Origin of the sequence: Streptomyces sp. NPDC085944, from assembly GCF_040686295.1 — a bacterium.
Classification (GTDB): Bacteria; Actinomycetota; Actinomycetes; order Streptomycetales; family Streptomycetaceae; genus Streptomyces; species Streptomyces salinarius.
Map to the genome: position 1 here is coordinate 1 of NZ_JBFBJX010000008.1, position 15,584 is coordinate 15,584.

Genomic DNA, 15,584 nt, shown 5'->3' on the forward strand with positions numbered 1-15,584 from the left:
AACTTCGCCAGGAAGCAATAGCCGACACAGCCTCCACCAGCAGCCTTGCTCCCACCTCAACCGAAACGGACATCGCCTCACGAACCGCCCACTTAGACTCGGGGCGTGAGCCACAACGAAGAGACACCCGGCGTCGGCGCTTCCGACGGACAGCAAGGGGAGCGGCCCGGGCCGGAGTCGCAGCATCCGGCTGAGCGCGGACCAAGGGGAATGTACGAAGCGGCGGAGAAGCTGTGCCGGACGACGACCGGCGACGGCCTCCTTGAAGCCTCGGCGGCGCGAGCTGTCGGGCGGATCGCCGGGACTCTGGCCGAGACGCGTTCCCGGGACAGTGTGACGTTCGCTGTGGACCTCGTGAGCCGGCTGCTGCCCGAAGGGGCCATGCCTCCCGGCGAAGGCGATCGACTGCTGCGTTCCGTGGCCGCTAAGCTGGCCAAGGCTCAGCATCTGCGCGACATCGAGCCTCTGTTCCGTGAGGTGCCGGACGGGATTTCGGATCCGGCGGTCGAGCTACGGGCCTGTCTCCTCGCAGAGTTGGCGCTGATCGGCTCGGGGGCCGGTCGCCGCTCCCTGGAGGCGTACGCCGACAAGCTGCGTGAGCTGGGGCATCCGCTGGCTCGGCTGCCAGGGGCGCGACTGGACATCGAGCACCGATTCGCCGTTCGCGTCCGGGGGCTGGGGTCGATCAAGACCGCGAAGCAACTACGGTCGCGTTTCCCGGAGGCTTCCTCGACCGACTCCGGCGCCGTCGTCGGCCGCGGGGCCGAGGACGCCCGGGACGACGGTCGGGCGAGCGCGGCCGCCCGACCGTTCACGGCCGGCGGCTGGGCCCGTGAGCCCGAGGCACGGTTCTTCACGCTGCCGAGCCCGCTCGGCCCCGACGACTTCGGCATCTCCTTCATCAAGGAACTGCCCTTGCGCTGTCTGGCGGGTGAGGGCAGCCGCCGGGGGAGTGCGCTCGCCTGCGTGACGACACCCGACGATGTGCTCAACGAACTGTTCTCGGCTTCGTACGTCGGCGGAGTGAACGGCCAGGGGCAGGGCGGTGCGTACGCGCGGCTGTATGCCTGGCAGAGTCTCTACGCGCTCATGGGGTTGCCCACCCGTGTACCCCTCTTGGAAGCGGTGCGGCGCGCGGCGGATCACCGGTGGTTGCGTTTCATGGCGTTCACGGACTGGTTCCACCACGACACCTCGGACCTGGCTTTCGCCGTGCTCGATCCCACCCGGACTCGGGTCGTGGTGCTGGCGGCGACCGATACCGATGTCCACCGCGATGCTCTCGGATAGCGGGAAGTCGTCCCCGGCACCTTCTTCGCCTTTGTCGTCAGAATGGTCCGAGAGCCTTCCGGCCCTGTGAAGAATGACGTGGGCGTCACCAGCACCGTGCTGCGGACCCGCCGCCGGATTCCGGCCGCGGGGGTTCGGAGACCACGCTGCTCTGGCCGGACGTGACGCTTGGGGGTCTTCGGGCGAGGCGCTCGGAGCCTCGGCCTCTTCGCGCTGGCCTGCGGCTGTGTCACCTGGCCCCTGGTGAGAACCGCTGTCAATGAACGAACACGTGACGTTGCCTGTCCCAGAGAAGTCCCAGGGGTAACTGCGAGTCCCCCCTGCCTCGCATCTGTACAGGTCAGGAGGGGTTTCGCGCTGCTTTTCCTCAGACCCTTCAGATGTCCCGGAAGATCTCGATCTGCGCCCCGATCGAGTTCAGCCGTTCCGCCAGGTCCTCGTAACCGCGGTTGATGACGTACACGTTGCGCAGCACCGACGTGCCCTCGGCGGCCATCATCGCCAGGAGGACGACGACCGCGGGGCGCAGGGCCGGCGGGCACATCATCTCGGCGGCGCGCCAGCGGGTGGGGCCCTCGACCAGGACGCGGTGGGGGTCCAGGAGCTGGAGGCGGCCGCCGAGGCGGTTCAGGTCGGTGAGGTAGATGGCGCGGTTGTCGTAGACCCAGTCGTGGATGAGGGTCTGACCCTGGGCCGAGGCCGCGATGGCCGCGAAGAAGGGGACGTTGTCGATGTTCAGGCCGGGGAAGGGCATCGGGTGGATCTTGTCGATGGGCGCCTCCAGCTTGGAGGGGCGCACCGTCAGGTCCACCAGGCGGGTACGGCCGTTGTCGGCGAAGTACTCCGGGGTGCGGTCGTGGTCGAGGCCCATCTCCTCCAGGACCGCCAGCTCGATCTCCAGGAACTCGATCGGGACCCGACGCACCGTCAGCTCCGACTCCGTGACCACGGCGGCGGCCAGCAGGCTCATCGCCTCGACCGGGTCCTCGGAGGGGGAGTAGTCCACGTCGGCGTCGATGACCGGCATGCCGTGCACGGTGAGGGTGGTGGTGCCGATGCCCTCGACGCGCACGCCCAGGGCTTCGAGGAAGAAGCAGAGATCCTGGACCATGTAGTTGGAGGAGGCGTTGCGGATGACGGTGACGCCGTCGTGGCGGGCGGCGGCCAGCAGCGCGTTCTCCGTGACCGTGTCGCCCCGCTCGGTCAGGACGATCGGGCGGTCCGGGCGCACCGTGCGGTCGACCACCGCGTGGTAGTGGCCCTCGGTCGCGGCGACGTCCAGGCCGAAGCGGCGCAGCGCGATCATGTGCGGCTCGATGGTGCGGGTGCCGAGGTCGCAGCCGCCGGCGTAGGGCAGGCGGAAGCGGTCCATGCGGTGCAGCAGGGGGCCGAGGAACATGATGATGGAGCGGGTGCGGACGGCGGCCTCGGCGTCGATGGCCTCCATGTCCAGCTCGGCCGGCGGCACGATCTCCAGGTCGGTGCCGTCGTTGACCCAGCGGGTGCGCACGCCGATGGAGTTGAGCACCTCCAGGAGGCGGTAGACCTCCTCGATGCGGGCGACCCGGCGCAGCACGGTGCGCCCCTTGTTGAGCAGCGAGGCGCACAGCAGGGCCACGCAGGCGTTCTTGCTGGTCTTGACGTCGATGGCGCCGGACAGGCGACGGCCGCCGACCACACGCAGGTGCATCGGACCCGCGTAGCCCAGGGAGACGATCTCGCTGTCCAGCGCTTCGCCGATCCGGGCGATCATCTCAAGGCTGATGTTCTGGTTGCCGCGCTCGATGCGGTTGACGGCGCTCTGACTGGTGTTGAGCGCCTCCGCGAGCTGTGACTGCGTCCAGCCGCGGTGCTGCCGGGCATCACGGATGAGTCGGCCGATGCGTACGAGGTAGTCGTCTGCCATGAGGTTGAGGCTATCTCAGATATGAGATCACGCCTCTCGAGGGGTCTGTTCGGGTGATGTCACGTCAAGAAACCCCCGGTCACCGCCCGGTCGCGGCTCAGCGGCGCCTGCTCGTCGTCGTGCGACGCCACCCGAAAGGTCCCGGCAAATCCATCGATGTCGTACGACGTCCGGTACTGCTGCGGGTGTGGCGCGGGCCGTTGCGCCCTCCGGTCGTGATGGACCACGAGCGTTTGTTGATGTTCAGCCGCACTCCGGGGAGGATCCGGAAACTCTTGCGGAACGTGAGCGGCATCGTGCCCCCTTCCGGGTCGTGCCGGGTCGGTCCGGCACGAGTCGGATACCCCCGTACGGCGTAGTGATGGCCGTGTGGGTCACCCGGGGTGGGGCGCACGCCACATGGTGCCCGGACATGACCGGGCCGCCCCTATGTACTAGAGTTATCTCGACATCGAGATATCTGCCGAGGCGTACCGCAGCCGCCACCCTGGTAAGGGTTACCTAACTTAGCCCTACCTTAGCGGATCGGCCAGGGGGCGTGGCGGCAGGATGCGGTGGTACGCGCACATGAATGAAGGAGACTGTCGTGTCGGCGAACAGCTTCGACGCCCGCAGCACGCTGCAGGTGGGCGACGAGTCGTACGAGATCTTCCGGCTGGACAAGGTCGAGGGCTCCGCGCGCCTTCCCTACAGCCTGAAGGTGCTGCTGGAGAACCTGCTCCGTACCGAGGACGGCGCGAACATCACCGCCGACCACATCCGCGCCCTCGGCGGCTGGGACTCGCAGGCCCAGCCGTCGCAGGAGATCCAGTTCACGCCGGCCCGCGTGATCATGCAGGACTTCACCGGCGTGCCCTGTGTCGTCGACCTCGCCACCATGCGTGAGGCCGTCAAGGAGCTGGGCGGCGACCCGAACAAGATCAACCCGCTCTCCCCGGCCGAGATGGTCATCGACCACTCCGTCATCGCCGACAAGTTCGGCACCGCCGACGCCTTCAAGCAGAACGTCGACCTGGAGTACGGCCGCAACCGCGAGCGCTACCAGTTCCTGCGCTGGGGCCAGACCGCCTTCGACGACTTCAAGGTCGTCCCGCCGGGCACCGGCATCGTCCACCAGGTGAACATCGAGCACCTGGCCCGCGTCGTCATGACCCGCGACGGCAAGGCCTACCCGGACACCCTGGTCGGCACCGACTCGCACACCACCATGGTCAACGGCCTCGGCGTCCTCGGCTGGGGCGTCGGCGGCATCGAGGCCGAGGCCGCGATGCTCGGCCAGCCGGTCTCCATGCTCATCCCGCGCGTCGTCGGCTTCAAGCTGACCGGCGAGCTCACCCCCGGCACCACCGCCACCGACCTGGTGCTGACCATCACCGAGATGCTGCGCAAGCACGGTGTCGTCGGCAAGTTCGTCGAGTTCTACGGCGAGGGCGTGGCCGCCACCAGCCTCGCCAACCGCGCCACCATCGGCAACATGTCGCCGGAGTTCGGCTCCACCGCCGCGATCTTCCCGGTCGACGGCGAGACGCTCAACTACATGCGCCTGACCGGCCGCAGCGAGCAGCAGGTCGCGCTCGTCGAGGCGTACGCCAAGGAGCAGGGCCTCTGGCTGGACCCGAAGGCCGAGCCGGACTTCTCCGAGAAGCTGGAGCTCGACCTCTCCACGGTCGTGCCCTCCATCGCCGGCCCGAAGCGCCCGCAGGACCGCATCGTCCTCGCGAACGCCGCCCAGCAGTTCAAGACCGACGTCCTCAACTACGTGGACGTCGTGGACGAGGCGGGCAAGGAGTCCTTCCCGGCCTCCGACTCCCCGGCCGTCACCCCGAACGGCACCCCGTCCAACCCGGTCCGCGTGACCGCCCCCGACGGCACCTCGTACGAGCTGGACCACGGTGCGGTGACGGTCGCGGCCATCACCTCCTGCACCAACACCTCCAACCCGTACGTCATGGTCGCCGCCGCCCTGGTGGCCAAGAAGGCGGTCGAGAAGGGCCTGACCCGCAAGCCGTGGGTCAAGACCACCCTCGCCCCGGGCTCCAAGGTCGTCACCGACTACTTCGAGAAGGCGGGCCTGACCCCCTACCTCGACAAGGTCGGCTTCAACCTCGTCGGTTACGGCTGCACCACCTGCATCGGCAACTCCGGCCCGCTGCCGGAGGAGGTCTCCAAGGCCGTCAACGAGCACGACCTCGCCGTCACCTCGGTGCTCTCCGGCAACCGCAACTTCGAGGGCCGGATCAACCCCGACGTCAAGATGAACTACCTGGCGTCCCCGCCGCTGGTCGTCGCCTACGCGCTCGCGGGCTCCATGAAGGTGGACATCACCAAGGAGGCCCTGGGCACCGACCAGGACGGCAACCCGGTCTTCCTCAAGGACATCTGGCCCTCCGAGGCCGAGGTCAACGACGTCGTCGCCAACGCCATCGGCGAGGACATGTTCGCCAAGTCCTACAGCGACGTCTTCGCGGGCGACGCCCAGTGGCAGGCGCTGCCGATCCCGACCGGCGACACCTTCGAGTGGGACGCCGAGTCCACCTACGTGCGCAAGCCCCCGTACTTCGAGGGCATGGGTATGGAGCCGGCCCCGGTCGAGGACATCTCGGGCGCTCGCGTGCTCGCCAAGCTGGGCGACTCGGTGACGACGGACCACATCTCGCCCGCCGGTGCGATCAAGGCCGACACCCCGGCCGGCAAGTACCTGACGGAGCACGGCGTCGAGCGCCGCGACTTCAACAGCTACGGCTCGCGCCGCGGCAACCACGAGATCATGATCCGCGGCACCTTCGCCAACATCCGCCTGCGCAATCAGATCGCGCCGGGCACCGAGGGCGGCTACACCCGCGACTTCACCCAGGACGGCGGTCCGGTGTCGTTCATCTACGACGCCTCCCGCAACTACATCGAGCGGAACATCCCGCTCGTCGTCCTGGCGGGCAAGGAGTACGGCTCCGGCTCTTCCCGCGACTGGGCCGCCAAGGGCACCGCGCTCCTCGGCGTCAAGGCCGTCATCGCCGAGTCGTACGAGCGCATCCACCGCTCGAACCTCATCGGCATGGGCGTGCTGCCGCTGCAGTTCCCGGAGGGCCGGACCGCCGAGACCCTCGGCCTGACCGGCGAGGAGTCCTTCTCCGTCTCCGGCGTCACCGGGCTGAACGACGGCACCACCCCGCGCACGGTGAAGGTCACCACCGACACCGGCGTCGAGTTCGACGCGGTGGTCCGCATCGACACCCCGGGCGAGGCGGACTACTACCGCAACGGCGGCATCCTGCAGTACGTGCTGCGCAGCCTGATCCGCAAGTAGGCGGCGGCGCACAACGGCTGAGGGCCGCATCCCCGGTGACGGGGGTGCGGCCCTCGCGCTTGCCCGCCTCACAGAGGCGTCGCGTACGGCTTTAGAACATCAGGCGGTACGTGTTCCAGCCGCCGCTGCCGATCTTCACCCGGGACTTGTACGGGGAAGCGGCGTTGCCGGTGCCCTTGTACAGGTACAGCGCGCCCGTCGTGTCACGGGCGATCAGGTCGGTGATGTTGTCATAGTCGATGTCGCCGACGGTGAGGAGGTTGTTGTACGTGTTCCAACCGCCACCGATACGAGTGCGCGACGTGAAGGGCGCCTTGTAGTTGCCGGTGCCCTTGTAGAGCCACAGCACGCCGGACTTGTCCTTGGCGACGATGTCGTCCTTGCCGTCACCGGTCAGGTCGCCCTTGCCGGCGATGTGGGTGTAGGTGTTCCATCCGCCGCCGACGCGGTAACGCTGGGTGAGGGTCCCAGTTCCGTAGCCGAGGTACAGCCACAGAACGCCGGACTTGTCCCGCGCGATCAGGTCGTCGGCGGCGGCACCGCCGAGGTTGCCGGCCGACAGGAGCCGGTCGTAGATGCCCCAGCCCTTGCCGATCAGCGTCGAGCCGGTGATGTTCCACTCCAGGTACCGGAGCTGGCCGTCGACCACCAACCAGTTGCCGTCCGACTCGCCGTCGGCGTTGTGGTCGACCTGCGTGACGAACTTGGTGTCGGGCGAAAGCCGGCCGGCGCCGGATCGTGAGGTGAGTCCGCCGTAACCGTCGAGCCCGTAGCTGTAGAGGTCGCCCCCGCTCGTCATCCCGTACACGCCGTTGAACGGTGCCCCCTGCACATCGGCCGTGCCGAACTTCGACGCATCCGACTGCTTCACGTCGAGCGGCACCTTCGACGCGGAAGGTACGGGCGAGTCCGCGGCGACGGCACTGCTCGCCCCCGTCGCCACCAGTGCGGCGGTGAGCGCCGCAGCCGTGGCACGCGCCAGCGCGCGACGCGTGTTCAGGCCAGAGTTCTTGGCCACGTGGATCCTCCGTTTGGTCATGCGGAAGGGACCGCGGACGGGCAAGTCCGCAAGATCCCGGGATACTTCGTGATCCTTACACATGACGTTCACAGGTCAATCAGTTTTACGGCCAGGGACGAGAGCAGTACAGAAAAGGAACGCAAGCGCAACGTGGGGCGTACAACCTTTTGCGGGGTACGCCCGTCACCCGGCGTACCCCGCAACGTCATGTCCTGCTCACCTTCGGGCTCAGGCCAGCAGTTCCACCTCTGCCAGCGTGTGCGCGCCGTCCAGCACCAGGCGGTACTTGGCGTACGAGCCCGGCGACTTCACCGAGAACGCCCGCGTCTGCCGGTCCCAGGCGAAGGACTCGCCGGAGCGCTCGTCCAGCGTCCGCCAGGCCGTGCCGTCGGCCGAGCCCTGGAGCTTCCAGCCGGTCGGCGCCTGCGCACGGTCCGCCGACGAGGTGAGCGTGTACTGGACCGCCTCGACGCCCTTGCCGGACACGGGCAGGTCCACGGACGTCACGCTCGCGTCCGTCCCCGACGTGTCGTCGAACAGGGCACCCACACCCGTGATCGCGTCGGTGCGCGGGGTCGGGACCTCGTCGTCCTTGGTGATCGACGGCGGCGCCGCGTTGTCCCCCGTGCCCCACGAGGAGGGCTTCGCGCCCATGTCGAACTCCAGGACCCCGCCCCTGGCGAGCAGCGAGTGCGGGAGCGAAGTGGACTTCCAGCGCTTGCCGTTGACCTTCAGGCCCTGCACGTAGACGTTCTTCGTGCTGTTCTTCGGCGCCTTGACGACCAGCTCGCGGCCGTTCTCCAGGTGCACCGTGGCCTTCGTGAACAGCGGGGACCCGACGGCGTACTCGCCGCTGCCCATCACCAGCGGGTAGAAGCCGAGCGAGGAGAAGAGGAACCAGGCCGACTGCTCGCCGTTGTCCTCGTCGCCGTGGTAGCCCTGGCCGATGTCGCTGCCGGTGTACAGCCGCTGGAGCACCTCGCGGATGTTCTTCTGCGTCTTGTACGGCTGACCGGCCGCGTCGTACATGTACAGGGCGTGGTGGGCGACCTGGTTGGAGTGCCCGTACATGCCCATGCGCACGTCCCGCGCCTCGACCATCTCGTGGATGACCCCGCCGTAGGAGCCCTTCAGCTCCGGGGAGGCCGTCTCCGGGGTCGACAGGTACTCGTCGAGCTTGTCGCCGAGGCCCTTGCGTCCGCCGTACAGGTTGGCCAGGCCCCGGCTGTCCTGCGGGGCGGTGAAGGCGTAGCCCCAGCCGTTGGTCTCCGTGTAGTCGTAGCCCCACACGCGCGGGTCGTACTTCTCGGAGTCCACGCGCCAGTCGCCCTCGGCGTCCTTGCCCTGGAAGAAGCCGGCCTTCGCGTCGAAGAGGTTGACGTAGTCCTGGCCGCGGTTGAGGAAGTAGGCGGACTCCTCCTTGTAGTGCTCCTCGCCGGTCTCCTTGTAGAGCTTCTCGCCCATCTTGGCGATGCCGTAGTCGTTGAGGTAGCCCTCCAGCGCCCACGACAGGCCCTCGTGCGTCTCGGTGCTGGTGTAGCCGAGGAAGGGCGAGGTCTCCATGCCCTTGCGGCCCACGCCGGAGGACGGGGGCACGACGGTGGCGTTCTTCAGGGCCGCGTCGTACGCCGCCTTCGCGTCGAAGTCGACGCCCTTGACGTAGGCGTCGGCGAAGGCCACGTCGGAGGAGGTGCCGGTCATCAGGTCCGCGTAGCCGGGGGAGGACCAGCGCGAGGTCCAGCCGCCGTCCTTGTAGTGCTGCACGAAGCCGTCGACCAGCTCACCGGCCTGGGAGGGGGTGAGGAAGGAGTACGCGGGCCAGGTGGTCCGGTACGTGTCCCAGAAGCCGTTGTTGACGTAGACCTTGCCGTCCACGATCTTCGACCCGGTCGCGGTCGGCGTGTCCTCCTTGACCGCCTTGGAGAACGGGGAGGCGTACTTGTACTGTCCGCCGACCTTCTCGTGGCCCGCGTTCGGGTACAGGTAGAGGCGGTAGAGGCTGGAGTACAGCGTGGTCAGCTGGTCCTGGGTGGCGCCCTCGACCTCGACCTTGCCGAGGATCCGGTCCCACTGCTTGCGGGCGTCCCGCTTGACCTTGTCGAAGGAGGCGTGCTTCGGGATCTCCTGGCGCAGGTTGTCCTTCGCCTGGTCGACGCCGATCAGCGAGGTGGCGATGCGCAGCGTCACGGCGCGGTCCCGGCCGGCGTCGAAGCGCAGGTGGCCCTTGACGCCGCTGGAGTCGCCGCCGATCACCTTGCTGTCGAACTCGCCGTACACGAAGAGGCGGGTGGCGCCGGTGGACAGCCCGGACTTGACGTCCGAGTAGCCGGAGAAGGTGCCGTTGTCCTTGTCCAGGGTCAGACCGGCGCTGTTCTCCACGTTGTCGAAGATCACGCTCGCGTCGTCACCGGGGTAGGTGAAGCGCATCATCGCCGCGTGGTCGGTCGGCGTCATCTCGGCCTTGAGGCCGTTCTCGAACCGCACGCCGTAGTAGTACGGCCTGGCCGTCTCGTTCTCGTGCCGGAAGGCCAGCTCGCGGGCGTCCCGGCCGGTGTCCGGGGTGCCGGAGGCGGCCGAGGGCATCACCTGGAAGGTCTGCCGGTCGCCCATCCAGGGGCTCGGCTCGTGGCTCGCGCTGAACGCCTGCAGGGTGGGCAGGTTGGCGTCGTTGTTGCCGCGCGCGTACTCGTAGAGCCAGCTGAGCGAACCGGCGTTGGTCACCGGCGTCCAGAAGTTGAAGCCGTGCGGCACGGCCGTCGCGGGGAAGTTGTTGCCACGCGAGAAACTGCCGCTGGAGTTGGTGCCCCGGGTGGTGAGCGCGTAGTCGGACAGGTGGGCCTTGGGGCGCTCTGGCTCGGCGCGCTTGATCTCCACGTCGTCCAGCCAGCCCCGGAACTTCGCCGGGCCCTTGGGGGAGTCGTAGGCCACCAGGATGCGGTCGACGGTCTTGCCCGCCGCGACCGTGCCGATGCCCGACTCGACGCTGTTCCACTGGTTCACGTAAAGGATCTCGGCGTCGCCCTGACCGCGCGGCGTCAGCGGGAACCCGTGCTGGTCGGTGGCCTTCAGGTCGCTCAGGTAGGTGCCGTCGGTGAAGGCGAGGTCGACGGAGACGTTCGTGGCGTCGTAGTCGAGGTCGCCGTCCGCCATCGACGGGAAGATCTTGTACGACAGTTCGGTGCGCCGGTCGACCTTCACGTCGACGTCGAAGACCTTGTTGTACGAGTAGGCCCGGCCGTCCGCCGTGTGGCGGCCCGCGTAGCGCAGCGCGTGGGTGCCGGTGAAGCCGGCGTTCGCCTTCGCGGTGGGCGAGCCCGCCGGGCCGTCGTCGACCGAGGAGAGCATGTCCTCGGGGGTGGGGACCTCGGTGTCGGCGGTGGCGAGCTGCACGTCGGCGAGCTGGAGGGCGTCGCCGGCGCCGTTGTTCCTGGTGATCTCCAGCCGGAAGTGCTGGAACTCGGCGGTCCCGTCCAGCTCGTACGTCTTCGTCTGGAAGCGCTCGCCGAAGCTCTCCCCGGAGCGGGTGTCCACGGTCTGCCAGTTCTCGCCGTCCGCCGAGCCCTTCAGCGTCCAGTCCACCGGGTCGCGCTCGTCGTGGTCGTTGGCCGAGGTGAGCGCGTACTTGGCGATCTTCTGCGGGGAGTTGAGGTCGAACTCGACCCAGCCGGTCGGGGCGAAGGTCAGCCACTTGGTGCCCGGCTCGTTGTCGACGAGGTTCTCCTTGACCTCCCCGCCGCCCGCGTTCTCGGCGCTGGCCCGCACCCCGGTGACGTGCTCCGTGACGTTGCCCGGTATACCGGTGCTGAACCCGCCGTCCACGCCGGAGGCCCGCTTGCGGCCGTCCGCACCGGTGTCCACGGTGTCGGTCCAGTCCGGGGCCGGGTCGCCCTTCTCGAAGGACGACGCGAACTCCCGGTCGGCCTTCGCGGGCGCGCCGGGCAGGGCGACCGCCGCCCCCTGAGAACCCACGGCCAAGGCGAAGGCGGTCGCCGTCACGACCGCCGGACCCCATCTGTGCCGAACTCTGTAGTGCATGTCCTGGCCACCCTCCCAGCGCTGGGGACAACGTTGTCAATTCAACTGCGCAAGGACCAGTAGGGGTCAAGTGGCAAGTGATGTCAAGGGCGTTGGATGTGGCGTTCGGGGGTTATGGCGGGGATTCCTACGGCATGCGACGCACAGGGCACTCATATTTCCGGGAGGTCTCAACTCGGAAAAGACGTACCGGGAACCTTGCATTCGATCTTGCTCCGCCGACGGAAAGTGGACTATACCTGTCGCCCATCGGGGGATACGGAGGGAACCGCGAGGAGGAACCGCCCAAGCGCCCGAACAGCGGTGACGGAATCCGTGACCGCACAGAAGCACCCGCGTTTCCAGTACGGCCCAGCATGAACCAGCACGATGCAGCGTGACCCGATCGCGGTGCCGGGGAGGATCCGGTTCACCGCCTGAGTCCTGGAGAAGGCGAGGACTTGAGCATGGGATCCACTTCCGCCGAGAACAACGGTACGGGCGTCGGCCGCCGCGATCTGATCAAGCGGTCCGCCGCGCTCGGCCTGATCTCCGTACCCACGATGAGCTTCCTGTCCGCCTGCGCGAGCGGCGGCGGGGACGACCAGAAGAAGGCCGAGGCGGGCGAGAAGTCCGCCGAGAACCCGCTGGCGGTCAACGAGAGCGCCCAGATGGAGTTCGTCCTCTTCGACGGAGGCTTCGGCAAGGAGTACGCCGAGGACGCCGTGAAGCTGTACGAGAAGGCCTTCCCGAAGGCCAAGGTGAAGTTCGCCGCGACCCAGAAGATCCAGTCCACCCTGCAGCCGCGCTTCAACGGCGGCAACCCGCCCGACCTCGTCGACAACTCCGGCGCCGAGCAGATGGACATGGGCGTCCTGGTCGGCAAGAAGCAGCTCGCCGACCTCACCCCGCTCCTCGACGCACCGTCCTACGACGACCCGAACAAGAAGGTCCGCGACACGCTGCGCCCCGGCATCGTGGAAATGGGCCAGTTCGACGGCGACCCGGTCTGGATCCTGTACTACGCCTACACGGTCTACGGCAACTGGTACTCCCAGAAGGCCCTGGACTCCCTGGACGCGGAGTACCCCAAGACCTGGGACGAGATGCTCGCCGTCTGCGCCAAGGCCAAGAAGAAGGGCATGGCCGGCTGGACCTACGCCGGCAAGTACCCCTACTACATCCCCTTCTCGATGTCCCCGATGATCGCCAAGGTCGGCGGTGTCGAGGTGCTGGACGCCATCGACAACCTGGAGCCGAACGCCTGGAAGCACCCGGCGGTCAAGACGGTCTTCGAGGCCTGGTACGAGCTGTTCAAGAAGGGCTACATCCTCAAGGGCACCCCGGGCCTGGACCACATCCAGTCGCAGACCGCGTGGGCCAAGGGCGACGCCCTGTTCATCCCCAACGGCTCCTGGGTGGAGAACGAGTCGGCCAAGGTCATCCCCGCCGACTTCGACCTCGCCGTCTCCGCCCCGCCCGGCATCGACGACAGCGACAAGATGCCCTTCGGCACCATCTGGGCGTCCGGCGGCGAGCCCTTCATCGTCCCCGCCAAGGCGGCCAACGGCGCCGGCGGCATGGAGCAGCTGCGCATCATGCTCAGCGAGGCGTCCTCCAAGAACTTCACCAGCAAGGTGAAGTCGCTGAGCGCCTACAACGGCGGCACCGACGGCATCGAGCTGACCCCGGGCCTCAAGTCCGGTGTCGCGGCGCTGGAACTGGCCGGCGACAACGTCGTGAACCCGCGCATGCAGGACTGGTACGTGCAGCTCCAGAAGGAGAAGATCGGCGTCTCCTGCCTGGGCGAGATGATGGCGGGCCGGATGACCCCGGCCGAGACCATCAAGAAGATCCAGGGCTACGCCGACGAAGCCGCCAAGGACTCGTCGATCAAGCACTACAAGCACCAGTGAGGACGCGTCACCAGGGCCTGTCCGGCGCCACCGCGCCGGGCGGGCCCTGGCGGCGCCACCCGCGCGCAGATCGGGGTCGGTAGCAATGCAGCACGGCAAGTACCGGTTCATCGTGGGGTTCCTGGCGGTTCCCCTGGGACTGTACGCGCTCTTCGTCATCTGGCCGTTCATCCAGTCCATCTACTACTCGTTCACGGACTGGACGGGACTGAGTCCCGAGTTCAAGATGGTCGGCTTCGACAACTACTCGCGGATGCTCGACGACGACATCTTCTGGAAGTCGTTGCAGCACAGCGTGATGTTCGCGCTGCTGGTGCCGCTGGTGACACTCAGCCTGGCGCTCTTCTTCGCCTTCATGATCAACGTCGGCGGACGGCGCCGCCGCGGCGGCCCCGCGATCACCGGTGTGCGCGGCTCCGGCTTCTACAAGATCGTGTACTTCTTCCCGCAGGTGCTCTCCATCGCGATCGTCGCCCTGCTGTTCCAGTTCGCCTACAACCCCGACAGCGGCGCGATCAACTCCCTGCTGCGCGGGATCGGCCTGGACTCCGTCCAGCCGCTGTGGCTCGGCGACCCCAACATCGCCCTGTGGTGCGTGATGGCGGTGCTCGTCTGGTCGACGGTGGGCTTCTTCGTGGTGCTCTTCTCCGCGGGCATGGCCTCCATCCCGGCGGAGCTGTACGAGGCCGCGCTGCTGGACGGGGCGAACCGCGCCACCACCTTCTTCAAGGTGACCCTGCCGCTGCTGTGGGACACCGTGCAGTCCGGCTGGGTCTACATGGGCATCCTCGCGCTGGGCGCCGAGTCCTTCGCGGTCGTGCAGATCATGACGACCGGACCCGGCGGACCCGACTACTCGACCACCGTCATGGTCCTGTACGTGTACCAGAAGGCGTTCCGTGACGGTCAGGCCGCCTACGCCACCACCATCGGCGTCGCACTCCTCCTCGTCACGCTGGCCTTCGCCGCCGTCGTGATGCGGCTGGGCCGGCGCGAGCGGCTGGAGTACTGATCAATGAAGACGACCGAGACCCCCGCCCCCGTGCCCGCCGAGCCCGGCACGCCCGTCGTCAAGGCCGAGGCCGCCCCCGGCGGACTCAAGGAGGGGAAGAAGCGGGAGGGCACCACCCTCAACGTCTTCTCCCACGGCGTCCTCGTCATCTGGGCGATCATGGTCGGCATGCCGCTGGTGTGGGCGGTGATGACCTCCTTCAAGGACGACGCCTCCATCTTCGGCTCGCCCTGGTCGCTGCCCGACAAGCTGAACTTCGACAACTGGTCGCGGGCCTGGTCGCAGGCGCACATGAGCGACTACTTCCTCAACACCATTCTCGTGGTGGGCGGTTCGCTCATCGGCACCCTGGTGCTGGGTTCCATGGCGGCCTATGTGCTGGCCCGGTTCGACTTTCCCGGCAACCGGTTCATCTATTACTTGTTCATCGCCGGCATGAGTTTCCCGATCATGCTCGCCCTGGTCCCGTTGTTCTACGTCGTGGACAACATGGGAATGCTGAACACCATCCACGGGCTGATCCTGGTCTACATCGCCTATTCGCTGCCCTTCACGGTGTTCTTCCTGACCGGGTTCTTCAGAACCCTGCCCACTTCGGTGGCCGAGGCCGCCTTCGTGGACGGGGCCTCGCACACCCGGACGTTCTTCCAGGTCATGCTGCCGATGGCCAAGCCGGGCCTGATCAGCGTGGGGATCTTCAACTTCCTGGGCCAGTGGAACCAGTACATGCTGCCGACCGTGCTGAACACGGACCCGGACAAACACGTCCTCACCCAGGGCCTGGTGCAGCTGGCGGTCAGCCAGGGGTACAAGGGCGACTGGTCGGGCCTGTTCGCCGGCCTGGTCATGGCGATGCTGCCGGTGCTGGCCGCGTACATCGTCTTCCAGCGCCAGGTGGTCCAAGGGCTCACGGCGGGCGCGCTGAAGTAGCGCCCGTCCCGGCCCCGGAAACCCCGGAGGCCTCACCCGCATGCCGCTCCCGGAACCCCGGGGGCGGCATGCTCGTATGTGCGGGACCGCCCGCATGGGATACCTGGATACGGTTCAACCTCTTGACGGTAGGTGACCCGAACGGCTCTGCTTAGGGTTCACTAGTTGCACATGGAAGGGGCCTCATCGAA

General features: G+C 67.7%; 9 protein-coding genes. 5 read left to right on the forward strand and 4 right to left on the reverse strand.

Annotated features, from left to right (window positions below; translation table 11 throughout):
* Window positions 1–105 precede the first annotated feature (105 nt).
* On the forward strand, window positions 106–1,290 hold the full coding sequence (locus AB0P07_RS17350) for a DUF6183 family protein (protein ID WP_365551300.1): 1,185 nt from the start codon (window positions 106–108) through the stop codon (window positions 1,288–1,290).
* Between the two features lie 376 nt (window positions 1,291–1,666).
* Here AB0P07_RS17350 and AB0P07_RS17355 read toward each other — a convergent pair whose 3' ends face one another.
* Both AB0P07_RS17355 and AB0P07_RS17360 read right to left on the reverse strand, forming a co-directional pair.
* A complete protein-coding gene (locus tag AB0P07_RS17355) occupies window positions 1,667–3,196 on the reverse strand; it encodes a UDP-N-acetylglucosamine 1-carboxyvinyltransferase (protein WP_061442025.1) in 1,530 nt (509 codons plus the stop codon).
* Between the two features lie 97 nt (window positions 3,197–3,293).
* A complete protein-coding gene (locus tag AB0P07_RS17360) occupies window positions 3,294–3,491 on the reverse strand; it encodes a DUF4236 domain-containing protein (protein WP_076976921.1) in 198 nt (65 codons plus the stop codon).
* 291 nt (window positions 3,492–3,782) lie between these two features.
* On the opposite strand from AB0P07_RS17360, the gene acnA reads away from it, so the two are divergent.
* Window positions 3,783–6,500: an aconitate hydratase AcnA gene (gene acnA, locus AB0P07_RS17365; protein WP_365551304.1), complete on the forward strand. Its 2,718-nt coding sequence runs from the start codon at window positions 3,783–3,785 to the stop codon at window positions 6,498–6,500.
* Window positions 6,501–6,591: 91 nt separating this feature from the next.
* On the opposite strand, the gene AB0P07_RS17370 is transcribed toward acnA, so the two are convergent.
* Both AB0P07_RS17370 and AB0P07_RS17375 read right to left on the reverse strand, forming a co-directional pair.
* Window positions 6,592–7,518, reverse strand: a complete 927-nt coding sequence (locus tag AB0P07_RS17370) for a VCBS repeat-containing protein (protein ID WP_365551307.1) — start codon at window positions 7,516–7,518, stop codon at window positions 6,592–6,594.
* 231 nt (window positions 7,519–7,749) lie between these two features.
* Window positions 7,750–11,556 carry a GH92 family glycosyl hydrolase gene (locus AB0P07_RS17375; RefSeq protein WP_365551309.1) on the reverse strand — a complete coding sequence of 1,269 codons (3,807 nt, stop codon included), beginning with the start codon at window positions 11,554–11,556 and terminating at the stop codon, window positions 7,750–7,752.
* 446 nt (window positions 11,557–12,002) lie between these two features.
* On the opposite strand from AB0P07_RS17375, the gene ngcE reads away from it, so the two are divergent.
* The 3 genes from ngcE (at window position 12,003) to AB0P07_RS17390 (ending at window position 15,393) form a co-directional block, all read left to right on the forward strand.
* Complete coding sequence (gene ngcE / locus AB0P07_RS17380) at window positions 12,003–13,451, forward strand: N-acetylglucosamine/diacetylchitobiose ABC transporter substrate-binding protein (protein WP_365551312.1); 1,449 nt, start codon at window positions 12,003–12,005, stop codon at window positions 13,449–13,451.
* A gap of 85 nt (window positions 13,452–13,536) precedes the next feature.
* Window positions 13,537–14,463, forward strand: a complete 927-nt coding sequence (locus tag AB0P07_RS17385; protein ID WP_365551315.1) for a sugar ABC transporter permease — start codon at window positions 13,537–13,539, stop codon at window positions 14,461–14,463.
* Window positions 14,464–14,466: 3 nt separating this feature from the next.
* Entirely contained in the window at window positions 14,467–15,393 is a 927-nt protein-coding gene (locus tag AB0P07_RS17390) for a carbohydrate ABC transporter permease (RefSeq protein WP_365551318.1), read from the forward strand.
* Window positions 15,394–15,584: the final 191 nt, after the last annotated feature.

What these genes read in the sequence shown, in the direction of transcription:
- AB0P07_RS17355 (WP_061442025.1), bottom strand. Translation starts at nt 3,196, where the DNA reads ATGGCAGACGACTACCTCGTACGCATCGGCCGACTCATCCGTGATGCC.
- AB0P07_RS17360 (WP_076976921.1), bottom strand. Translation starts at nt 3,491, where the DNA reads ATGCCGCTCACGTTCCGCAAGAGTTTCCGGATCCTCCCCGGAGTGCGG.
- AB0P07_RS17375 (WP_365551309.1), bottom strand. Translation starts at nt 11,556, where the DNA reads ATGCACTACAGAGTTCGGCACAGATGGGGTCCGGCGGTCGTGACGGCG.
- ngcE (WP_365551312.1), top strand. Translation starts at nt 12,003, where the DNA reads ATGGGATCCACTTCCGCCGAGAACAACGGTACGGGCGTCGGCCGCCGC.
- AB0P07_RS17385 (WP_365551315.1), top strand. Translation starts at nt 13,537, where the DNA reads ATGCAGCACGGCAAGTACCGGTTCATCGTGGGGTTCCTGGCGGTTCCC.
- AB0P07_RS17390 (WP_365551318.1), top strand. Translation starts at nt 14,467, where the DNA reads ATGAAGACGACCGAGACCCCCGCCCCCGTGCCCGCCGAGCCCGGCACG.